Below are 9,394 nucleotides of genomic sequence, written 5' to 3'. Positions count from 1 at the left end.
ACGGTTCCATCAACCCAACAAATCATCAAAGCTTAATTGGGCACACGATAAGGTGTTGTAAATAGAGTAAGGTTCAATTACCACGTTAGAAACAGCTGAGTTAGCCAACCCCAAAGTCACCGCAAAACGGTATTCATTATCGAGTCGTCCCATCACCGTTTGCCAACTAAAATCGGTTGCGGCAGGCTGTTTGCTATCGGTAAAATTCAGTTTTACCGGCTTAAGTAACTCAATTGACTGACTGTGATTATCAGCCCGTTGCAACGGGGTATTGCACTGCTCTGCCAGGCTAAAATCAACACTAAATGACTTAAGTGATAACGCTAATCCCAGTCCGCGTGCTTTTATGTAGGATTCTTTTACGGCCCATAAATCAAAAAATCGTTGTCGTTGTAATGCCTCGGGCAATTGCAATAAGGTGTTGGTTTCTGTTTGAGTAAAATAGTGATTCAAAATGGGCACTATGTCGGTACTGCTTCGCTGTCGTTCAATATCGACACCAAAGCAAATATCTTGTTCAGGATTGTATACCCACTCGTTACTCGCTCCATCAATCGTTGGCTCAGTTTTTTCTTCAGCATTGGGTGCAATCAATACTCCAATCATTAGCCATTGACCACTGTGGCTTAAATTGAAATGCAGCCCAGTTTGCGCCAACAAATCTTGTGTCAGTGCAGGCTTACCTTTAGCGCCGTAACTAAAACGCCATTGTTGAGGCGTTAATGCACTGTGCAGCGATAAAACCGCCCGAAGCGCTAAGCGTACTTGCAACGCATTATGACGCGCCGACACGCTTTTATAACGATCAACCTTGGCCAGTTCATCATCACTTAACCAACCTAAGGCTAAACCCACTTCATAATCAGCAGGTGATAACGCCCCATTAAGTGGCACAAAATAAACATAAGGCTGAGAAAGCCCAGTTGATCGAGTGTCTGGTCGAGTAGCTGAATGATTAGTGAGTTGAGTTATTGAAGACATGACCGACATAAAAAACACATAACACTCTGTTAAACGATAATACGGCTAAACTACCTCAATAAACCCGATGCCGCGAGAATTTTGTCAAATATCCCCCATATAACGAGTGATGCAAATAAGCATTTTCTGCATCAAAAAAGTTATTTTCGCTTTTACTGTTGATGATTGGCACTAATTCATCAACAATCACCGCTATCACCACAACATAGAAAGCTTATACATTCATGCGCACAGTCAGCCTAGTCATTATATTATTGTTATCGGTACTCAGTTCAAATGCTGCGTTTGCTCAATGGCACCAAAAGAGTTTTGATGTCATGGGAACGCTGGCACATGTTGAGTTTTGGCTACCTGACAATGCCGAAGCATCAACGGCAGATGGCTTAATTGCCGCGGTAGAGCAAGAAATGCAGCGCATTGATCAAACCATGAGTCCTTATATCGCCACCAGCGAACTCAGTCTCATTAACCGCGATGCAGCCAAAAAACCCGTGACCATCAGCCCAGAGCTATTTGATTTACTCACCGACGCGCAAGACATTGCCAAGTTAACCAATGGCATGTTTGATATCACCTACGCCTCCGTAGGTTACCAATACGATTATCGTAAGCACCAAAAGCCCGACCAAGCAGCCATTAACACCGCATTAAAAGCAATAAACTACCAAGCAGTAATACTCGATAAGTCCACCTCTTCAGTTCGTTTTGCTAATGCTGATGTCAAAATTGATTTAGGCGGCATAGCCAAAGGGCATGCGGTTAAAAATTGTATTTCGATATTAAAAGACGCAGGCATAGAAAATGCTCTTATCAGCGCTGGCGGCGACACCACATTACTCGGCGATCGCATCGGACGCCCTTGGTTTGTTGGTATAAAACACCCTAGGGCAGACGACAAAACCGCGGTGCAATTACCACTTAGTAATGAGTCAATTTCAACCTCGGGCGATTACGAACGCTACTTTATCGAAGACGGCGTGCGCTATCATCACATTATTAATCCCAAAACTGGCGACTCAGCACGCAATGTTGTCAGCGTGTCGATTATCGGTAAAAATCCAACTTTTGTGGATGCCCTGTCCACCGCCATCTTTGTCATGGGATTACAACAAGGCATGGCGCTGATTAATCAATTACCAGAATACGAAGCAATCATTATCGACAATCAACAAACATTACATGTATCGACGGGATTACAACAAGATTAATCATTAACAATCTTCTCGTCGTCCCGGTAATGCTTTTGAACCGGGATCCAGGTGGTTATTTTGATTTGTACTTATGTACTTATGGCCTGCGGCCACTAACGTCATGGCGCTTCGCCCACACCAGACCAAGAGGAAACCAACGGTTGTTCCCTCTTTCTATTCATAAAAGAATTGGCCCAGCCGCCAATCACCGGAAGGTCCATATATGGCTATGTTAATTTTTCGGGGTTTAGTCGTTTGTTAATGTTCCGATAGCCACTTGATAGATTCTTCTTGCATTAGGGCTCCTATTTCAACAACACCATAATTGTCATTTACTTCCAAATCATCTCTAGCGTAATACAACCCATATAGATGCTCGATGCCTACATTATCACCAACATATTTAGTCACATTTTCATGTAGATCAAAATTATCAATATCATTGAGCAGCTGCCTAAATTGAATGAATGGGTCGATTTTTTCACTAGCAATTAACTTTAAGTGATGTTTGATTATTAAATGAATTGAATCATCAAATGAAGGAAGTTGAGCAATCAGTTTTTCAAAAAGAGGTGAAACGATATCCCAACATTTAGGTTCTGCATCAATGATACCCAGTAACCCGTCAGAATAGATGCCACTGTTTAACTTATAATTTGCATAATTGACCAAATCATCAGTATCACAAGCACCAGCCACATACTTTGCTATAAAGTAATTTTCGTTCTCTTCATTCATCTTAAATTTGAAAACTCAATCTTAAGTAACACTAACGCCAGCCTAACACGCAATGTGTTGGCGTGGTTTTTTGCGTTGTTTTGCCAATACCATGGCAACTAATCATTGTCGGAGTTTAGGCGTTTGTTATATGAAAACTACTTCTTTTTAAAGAGTTTTTCGACTAAATACCTTACATCCTATCTAATAGTCAGTCGTGCGGGTTGATATTAAGACTTTCAGCTAGTTATGTTTATGTATCTGTTAGAGAGTGTCAGTCCTTCTAAATAGTTGCCGCCATTCCGCCGCCATTATTAACAATAGATATAGTCGTCATAACAATCTATGTGATCACATGTATCAGTTCTATTTTATGAACTATGGGTTCGCTGAAATCATAATCTGTAACCACATTTGTTCAACGTAAATGTTATAGAGTGTGAAGGGTTTCAAGATCGCTGCATTAAAGCATAACGTATTGTTTTTGAGTGATAAAGGTTGGAAATAAATTTTGTTAGTACTTTATGTATGCAGTACATAGTAGTCCTCCACATTATGAGATAGAGTACCTTGTGAGGCCGTATAATAAACTTTTATGTGAGAATTAAGGAACATCATGGTTACAAATTTTTCTTCTTCAAAGAATTTGGTTATGCAAATTCATGTTAACTCATTTGTAGATGGTGTAATGACGGTATATGGAAGAACCGTTAATCGTCTTGAGGTACATATATTTATTCCTAGTCAGGGTAAGAGTATTATTTGTCCACTTAATTATTTCCAAGATTCTTGCTCTTTGGCTCAAGCGTGGATACTCAACGATGACAATCAGAAAGTGCCTCTTGAAGGTATTAGTGAGGTAGAAAAAGTCATAATTACGAAATGTATTTCAAGCCTGGAATCAGAGGTTATTATTCCAGAAATAATATCTTCCAGATTATTGGCTTATTTTAAGGATAACTTGACGTTGAATGAGGGTTTTGACTGTCATGCGTTTGCATGTTTTTTGGTAGATATAAGTTGTGTTCCCGAGGCCCCAAATTTCAATTTTAATGAAGATAAGCCAAAAATTGGTGATGTCGTTTGTCTCAGTACTGATGATAAATTACCTAGCTCAATTAAGCATTGGGCAATATGCTTAGGCGATGATACGTATATTTCAAAATTTGGTAAGAACTCTGAGAATAAAACCACTCACGTAGACATAATGGGCATGGCAAATATGCACTCGTTGTACCGGACCTGCAATGTTATTGTTGCTGAGCCCCTAGCTGGAGCCGAAAAGTGGAATGGGAATTTTCGAAGATAATCATCGAAAATAAATTTAATCACATAGCAAAAATCTACTAGCCTCGAGATCCTTTCTGGCTTTGGTTGAGGTTGATAATCATCTTTTACCCAATAGACTTGCTATTGGGTTTTTGGTAATCGCGTCGTCCAGGTGATCTGGTGCGAAGTGGGCGTAGCGCATTGTGTCTTTAATATCTGAATGCCCTAATACTTGTTTAAGCACCAAAATATTGCCACCGTTCATCATAAAATGGCTGGCGAATGTGTGGCGTAAAATGTGGGTCATTTGGCCTTCTGGGAATATTAAACCGGTTCGTTTTATTGCACGTTCGAATGATCTGCGACATGGTCTGAATAATGGGCCGCGTACTCTTGGTAACATGTTTGCCAGTTCTTGCGCTATTGGTACTGTCCGGTTTTTCTTACCTTTGGTTTTTACAAAGGTAATGCGGTTATGGGCTATTTGACTGCCTTTTAGATTTTCAGCTTCTGACCATCGGCAGCCTGTTGCCAAACACACCATTACTATCGTTACCAGGTGTTCATATTCTGCATTGCGGCATTCGTCCAATACTATAGGTATTTCTTCTGGGTAAAGGTAGGCCAGTTCAGTATCTTCAATTTTGAACTGAGGTAACCCCTCAAGCGGGTTTGGGTGAGTCCATTCGCCTAAACGCTTTAACTCTGAAAACACAGCGTTCAAATAGGCATGTTCGTGGTTAATCGTGTTCGGTTTAACCTTGGTCTTTTTACCTTGAAAATCTTCTATCTCACCATCAAGTCGCATTTGGCGATAATTGGCAAAGTCGTTAACGGTGATTTTGCTGGCAATGGGGTCGTTCATGCCATCGCAGGTTAATTGTAGCTTTCGTAAACGGGTTTCAGGTTGCGCGAGTTGTTGGCCATGCAAGTCATACCAGCGTTTAATCAATTCCGATAACTTACGATTATCGACTTTTTCACCTAACCACGGCTTTTCGTCCACCTTTTTCATGGTGTACAGTTCAAAAGCTGTCGCTTCACCTTTAGTGGCAAACTTCTTGCGGATACGTTTACCATCACGGCCATTAGGATAGCACTCACAAATCCAAGGTTTGTCGCTACCGTCTTTTAGATTTCTAACTGACATAAAGACCTATCAATGAGAATTTTGAGGGATGAAGATATTTTGGGAGTGATAAAAATGACAAAGCCCTCCAAAAAAGAGGGCTATCAGCAGCGCCATAGGGCTTGTCATCGCCATTTATGGGCTGGCTACTCACAAGTAGTAGTCTCAAGTGCTCCGTACTAGATTTACTAGTGAAGCTGTAACAAGCCCATCTTAACAAAAAATTGCCTATACGCAAGATTAAATAGTTATAAGGTGTCACATTGTGCGCTATTGTGCGTATATGCGCCGATATCATGCTAAAGATGCTGGCTTAATTTTCCGAGGTTTAAACCATTGAGAGTACAACTATATACATTCCTCATTGTTTCTCGGCTAAGACGGTTAATAAAATATACTCGTTTACCATTTTGTTTACCGGTCAAAATAAGGTCAAGCCTGTCAAAACTCACAGAGTAAATCATATCTCCTTTAACCCAGGTTTCCTTACCTGATTCGAAAAACTTTAATTTAGGTAGGTGAGCTTGCTCTAAAAGCATGTGGTGAGGTTGTTGTGGCTCAGGCTTGACGGTACTTAAACAAACCGCTGTAACAAGTTTATGACCGTTAGGTCTAGTAGCCAATATTATTACAGGGCGTTTTTTTACCATTTCTGGCTCAATAAATCCTGTTGTGAAATCACACATCAAGATTTGTCCGACTTTTGGTGAATAACTTATTGCCAATTTTTATCTCCAAAAATTACGGTTAAATAGCCGCTAACCATTGGTCTTCACTAATAATAAAAATCTCATGACCTTTTGCTTGCATTGATTTTGCATGCTCTATCTTTCGGCCATGGCTTGAGTATGCCCAGTCGCGGCTAGATAATGAACCGATTACAAGATACTTAGTTGCAAGCGTAGGTAGTTTTGGCGTAACAAAAGCCCCTAATGATTTAGCTTTTTTTTCAATATCAGCGCGTGTGCCAGTTCGGAATTTACCTGTAAAGCAAAAACCTACATTTGAATGAGTGATAGAATTAGGTGAGTCAAACTGTTGGGTTGGTGTATCTGATGCGTCGCCAGTGTCATTGAACTCATTACCCGTTATTTGATTCACTAGCTGATAAAGCTCTTTGCATTCATCTTTGGTGATAATACCATCGTCAAGAATGTCGGTTATTTTTATTATAATCTGTGGCACAGGCCAAATATCGGCAATGTCTGCATTATCAATTAACCATTTAGATAAAAATAACACTTCTGTTTCATTAATTTCTTTATCCGCTGTAATTCCTTTTAAAATACCAAGCAATACATTGATATGGTCCTTACAACATGAGTCATCTAGTTCTTTATAGCTGATCACATCTTCGACTAAACAAAAAATATCTTCATGTTCTTCATCAGTCATAATACCATCTTCAAGAACATCTTCTAGCGCATCAATTAAATCAACCGAATCAGGGTCGTCTTGTAAAAACTCATGGTCTTTTAACCAAGCATTCAAAAAGAGTAATTCAGTTGGCTTTAATTGAGTATCGCAGACGATACCTGTAAGCAACCCTTTTAAAGAACAAAGTGCTTTTTGCTTATTACCTTTAAAGTTGCTGCGATTATAGGGTTGGCCGTCTTTATCTAGTTGAGTTGTTGTCATATTCACCTCCTTGTGTTGTTAAATAAATTTATGTTCTGGCCTTATACCCTCTAGGCCTTATTAGACTAATTGGGGTTTGCTTTAAAGTAGCAGCGACTTTGCCCACAATTTGTGTCACTGATTCATCTACCAGATAACGTTCTTCTTCCTCTAATAGATAAATTTTACCATCAGGGTATAACTTCATCATGCCTAGCTGATGGGTTTGGTTAACCTTAAATAAATACCGCCCCTGATTAACTTGGTTTTCACGAGTATTTATAAATAATAAATCAAAACCGTCTTTTACTATTAAGTCGTTTTCGTTGCCGCGCACATTGCAGTATTGCAATAGGTTAACTGTGGCCTCTATTTTTTCGTATTGCGCCAAATGCCCATTATCAATGGTGTAAACCTGTAACACGCCACGTTCATAACTAAGTGTTGGCGGTGCCACTTCATTAGCTCGTTCTGAAAAGTGAGAGTTTGTTTTGCCTTTTATTTTCGATAGATCACCAACACCAAAGCATAGGTATTCCATTGGCCAGCCAGTTAAAAGATGCACTCGAATCAACAATTCGTAAGGTGTAGTGTTCCTAGTGGTCCAAGTTGAAAGCGTGCCAGCAGTAACTCCAATTAAATCGCCCAATTCTATGCGCGTGTTGACTTCGAAAAGTTGCATCAAGCGCTCTATGAGCTCTTTTCCACCTTCGCACTCAATCGGTTTGTCTAGTTTTTCAAACCTTTTGTCATGTTTGTACTTGACGTATCCTGACATATTGATCAATAATCCTATCGAAATGTAATGTTTGTTATCAGCCAACCTCTCACAGCGCCTGATAGCAAATCACAATTAATTAATAGGATATCACCACATGAACACTTTTGCAGTTCAAATTGCAGCACCCTATGTTTCATTTGAAGAGTACGCCCGCCTGAGCGGCATCCCCTTAGCGACAGTACGCCATTTAGTGCGTGATGGTCGCCTTCCAATTCGCCCTAAAAACAAACCACAAGAAAAACCGTTTATCAATATGTTAGCGCTGATTAAAGAAGCCGACTCACAAGCCTTTATCAGTCGATAGCGTTAATTTGTTTAGGTCGTCATTTGAATGCTTTTACATTCAATTGAATGTTAGCAAAAAGGAGTTTTGCCGCCATGTATACACAATTAAGCAACACACAGTTTGCATCACAGCCACATGTAGTTGGTGCCATGCGCCAGTTTGCCAATGATGAATTACTGAAAGACGTTGCAAGTAAAGCAGGGATTAGAAGCAGTCAGGTATTACGTAACAAGCTTTTGCCTGAACAGCCGCACCAATTAACCGTGCATGAGTTAGTCGCTATCTCTAAAGCAAGCAAAAACCGTTGCTTAATTGATGGGGTGTTATTGGATTTGAACTGTATGCCGTCAGTTTGTACTGATGATTTTGCAGATGCAGACAAGATGACGTTAACAGATAGAGCGTTAGACATTAATGCCAATACTGCCCAGTTAGGTTCGTTGGCTTTAGATGCCAAAACACAACGCAAAGTTACAGCAAGAATGCGCAACGAAACCATTAGACGCGCCAGTTATGTGATGACCGAGTTAGCCATTTTTATGCATGACGTTGAACAAAAATTTCAAGCGGTGCCAGTGTTATCGGTAGCGTTTGATGCAGTGCAAACTATGCCGATGCCTGGTGCATTTTAGGAGAATTGAAGATGTCTTTAGCAATAAAAAAGCCGTTATCTAACACGATAAACAATCGCGCAATACCAGCAGCAAATGAACCACACGGTGATGTTGGGCGTGAGGCCATAGCCGCAATGCGCAAAATGTTAGGTAAAACCAGTGCCGCTAGCAAGTTCGATAAGTTAACCGCACAACAACGCGCACTAGTATTTTTTGCTGCACGACTTAAGCCAAGCGAATACTTAAACCGTCCATTACTCAGCTTATCAACCAACGAGCGTGAAGCCGTTCGCCAATCACTAATAGCATTAATCGATTTGGGCAAAGCTTTTAGTAATATGCCATTAAGCCGAGAGCAGTTTATTGCACCACGTAAAACAAAGTTAGTAGCACAAAATTCTGAATGTGAAGTTGTATCAAAGCATGTTGATGATGAACTTAACTCTATCAGTCAGTTGGCGCGGGAATTAATGAGCGAGTTAGACAATGACCTTAAGCACTAGATACAAAAAAGCCATAACCGCTGGAACGGTAATGGCTCGTATCAAATCGGTAATTTTTGGAGATTACAAAATGATGGAATTAAGCTTAACAGAACCCAATACTTTTGCGCAAGTGATTGCAGCAGAAGCCAATCGCGTTATTCGCACACTGAAGTTACCAAAGCCAGCTGATCGCACTGCGGTTGAGTCTGTACTTGAATCACTAAAAGCCATTGCGGAACCCACATCACCACAGTTGGCTAAAACGCTCAACATTCGTTTGATTGCTATTCGCAACAACATTCAAGTAAACCAAGTGGAGGTGTGA

At 40.4% G+C, this 9,394-nt stretch carries 12 protein-coding genes; 6 read left to right on the top strand and 6 right to left on the bottom strand.

Annotated elements, in window-relative coordinates; genetic code table 11:
* Window positions 1–9: 9 nt before the first annotated feature.
* A complete protein-coding gene (locus AAEY98_RS03775; RefSeq protein ID WP_351015082.1) occupies window positions 10–990 on the bottom strand; it encodes a 4'-phosphopantetheinyl transferase family protein in 981 nt (326 codons plus the stop codon).
* Between the two features lie 215 nt (window positions 991–1,205).
* Between AAEY98_RS03775 and AAEY98_RS03770 the strand changes: the two genes are divergently transcribed.
* Window positions 1,206–2,189 (top strand): FAD:protein FMN transferase, encoded by a 984-nt coding sequence (locus AAEY98_RS03770; RefSeq protein WP_351015080.1) that lies wholly within the window; start codon window positions 1,206–1,208, stop codon window positions 2,187–2,189.
* A 240-nt stretch (window positions 2,190–2,429) separates the two neighbouring features.
* Here AAEY98_RS03770 and AAEY98_RS03765 read toward each other — a convergent pair whose 3' ends face one another.
* Complete coding sequence (locus AAEY98_RS03765; RefSeq protein WP_123777028.1) at window positions 2,430–2,909, bottom strand: hypothetical protein; 480 nt, start codon at window positions 2,907–2,909, stop codon at window positions 2,430–2,432.
* A gap of 595 nt (window positions 2,910–3,504) precedes the next feature.
* On the opposite strand from AAEY98_RS03765, the gene AAEY98_RS03760 reads away from it, so the two are divergent.
* Window positions 3,505–4,197, top strand: a complete 693-nt coding sequence (locus AAEY98_RS03760; protein ID WP_351015078.1) for a hypothetical protein — start codon at window positions 3,505–3,507, stop codon at window positions 4,195–4,197.
* Between the two features lie 78 nt (window positions 4,198–4,275).
* Here AAEY98_RS03760 and AAEY98_RS03755 read toward each other — a convergent pair whose 3' ends face one another.
* The 4 genes from AAEY98_RS03755 to AAEY98_RS03740 form a co-directional block, all read right to left on the bottom strand.
* On the bottom strand, window positions 4,276–5,307 hold the full coding sequence (locus AAEY98_RS03755) for a site-specific integrase (protein WP_351015076.1): 1,032 nt from the start codon (window positions 5,305–5,307) through the stop codon (window positions 4,276–4,278).
* Window positions 5,308–5,585: 278 nt separating this feature from the next.
* Window positions 5,586–6,011 carry a type II toxin-antitoxin system PemK/MazF family toxin gene (locus AAEY98_RS03750; RefSeq protein WP_351015074.1) on the bottom strand — a complete coding sequence of 142 codons (426 nt, stop codon included), beginning with the start codon at window positions 6,009–6,011 and terminating at the stop codon, window positions 5,586–5,588.
* A 22-nt stretch (window positions 6,012–6,033) separates the two neighbouring features.
* Entirely contained in the window at window positions 6,034–6,924 is an 891-nt protein-coding gene (locus tag AAEY98_RS03745) for a BRCT domain-containing protein (RefSeq protein ID WP_351015072.1), read from the bottom strand.
* A 28-nt stretch (window positions 6,925–6,952) separates the two neighbouring features.
* A complete protein-coding gene (locus AAEY98_RS03740) occupies window positions 6,953–7,726 on the bottom strand; it encodes a helix-turn-helix transcriptional regulator (RefSeq protein WP_351015070.1) in 774 nt (257 codons plus the stop codon).
* Window positions 7,727–7,778: 52 nt separating this feature from the next.
* Between AAEY98_RS03740 and AAEY98_RS03735 the strand changes: the two genes are divergently transcribed.
* From AAEY98_RS03735 to AAEY98_RS03720, 4 genes are all read left to right on the top strand, one after another.
* The gene (locus AAEY98_RS03735; protein ID WP_351015068.1) at window positions 7,779–7,988 is read left to right on the top strand and encodes a DNA-binding protein; all 210 of its coding nucleotides are present in this window, start codon (window positions 7,779–7,781) and stop codon (window positions 7,986–7,988) included.
* A gap of 74 nt (window positions 7,989–8,062) precedes the next feature.
* Window positions 8,063–8,602, top strand: a complete 540-nt coding sequence (locus tag AAEY98_RS03730; protein WP_351015066.1) for a phage regulatory CII family protein — start codon at window positions 8,063–8,065, stop codon at window positions 8,600–8,602.
* 11 nt (window positions 8,603–8,613) lie between these two features.
* The gene (locus AAEY98_RS03725; protein ID WP_351015065.1) at window positions 8,614–9,087 is read left to right on the top strand and encodes a hypothetical protein; all 474 of its coding nucleotides are present in this window, start codon (window positions 8,614–8,616) and stop codon (window positions 9,085–9,087) included.
* 31 nt (window positions 9,088–9,118) lie between these two features.
* The gene (locus AAEY98_RS03720) at window positions 9,119–9,394 is read left to right on the top strand and encodes a hypothetical protein (RefSeq protein ID WP_351015063.1); all 276 of its coding nucleotides are present in this window, start codon (window positions 9,119–9,121) and stop codon (window positions 9,392–9,394) included.

Source organism: Shewanella sp. AC91-MNA-CIBAN-0169 (assembly GCF_040310165.1).
Taxonomy (GTDB): Bacteria; Pseudomonadota; Gammaproteobacteria; order Enterobacterales; family Shewanellaceae; genus Shewanella.
The sequence above is the reverse complement of the archived record's forward strand: the minus strand, read 5'-3'. Positions and strand labels throughout refer to the sequence as shown.

Coding starts and splice junctions, on each gene's coding strand:
- AAEY98_RS03775 (WP_351015082.1), bottom strand. CDS start 990: ATGTCGGTCATGTCTTCAATAACTCAACTCACTAATCATTCAGCTACT.
- AAEY98_RS03770 (WP_351015080.1), top strand. CDS start 1,206: ATGCGCACAGTCAGCCTAGTCATTATATTATTGTTATCGGTACTCAGT.
- AAEY98_RS03765 (WP_123777028.1), bottom strand. CDS start 2,909: ATGAATGAAGAGAACGAAAATTACTTTATAGCAAAGTATGTGGCTGGT.
- AAEY98_RS03760 (WP_351015078.1), top strand. CDS start 3,505: ATGGTTACAAATTTTTCTTCTTCAAAGAATTTGGTTATGCAAATTCAT.
- AAEY98_RS03755 (WP_351015076.1), bottom strand. CDS start 5,307: ATGTCAGTTAGAAATCTAAAAGACGGTAGCGACAAACCTTGGATTTGT.
- AAEY98_RS03745 (WP_351015072.1), bottom strand. CDS start 6,924: ATGACAACAACTCAACTAGATAAAGACGGCCAACCCTATAATCGCAGC.
- AAEY98_RS03735 (WP_351015068.1), top strand. CDS start 7,779: ATGAACACTTTTGCAGTTCAAATTGCAGCACCCTATGTTTCATTTGAA.
- AAEY98_RS03730 (WP_351015066.1), top strand. CDS start 8,063: ATGTATACACAATTAAGCAACACACAGTTTGCATCACAGCCACATGTA.
- AAEY98_RS03725 (WP_351015065.1), top strand. CDS start 8,614: ATGTCTTTAGCAATAAAAAAGCCGTTATCTAACACGATAAACAATCGC.
- AAEY98_RS03720 (WP_351015063.1), top strand. CDS start 9,119: ATGGCTCGTATCAAATCGGTAATTTTTGGAGATTACAAAATGATGGAA.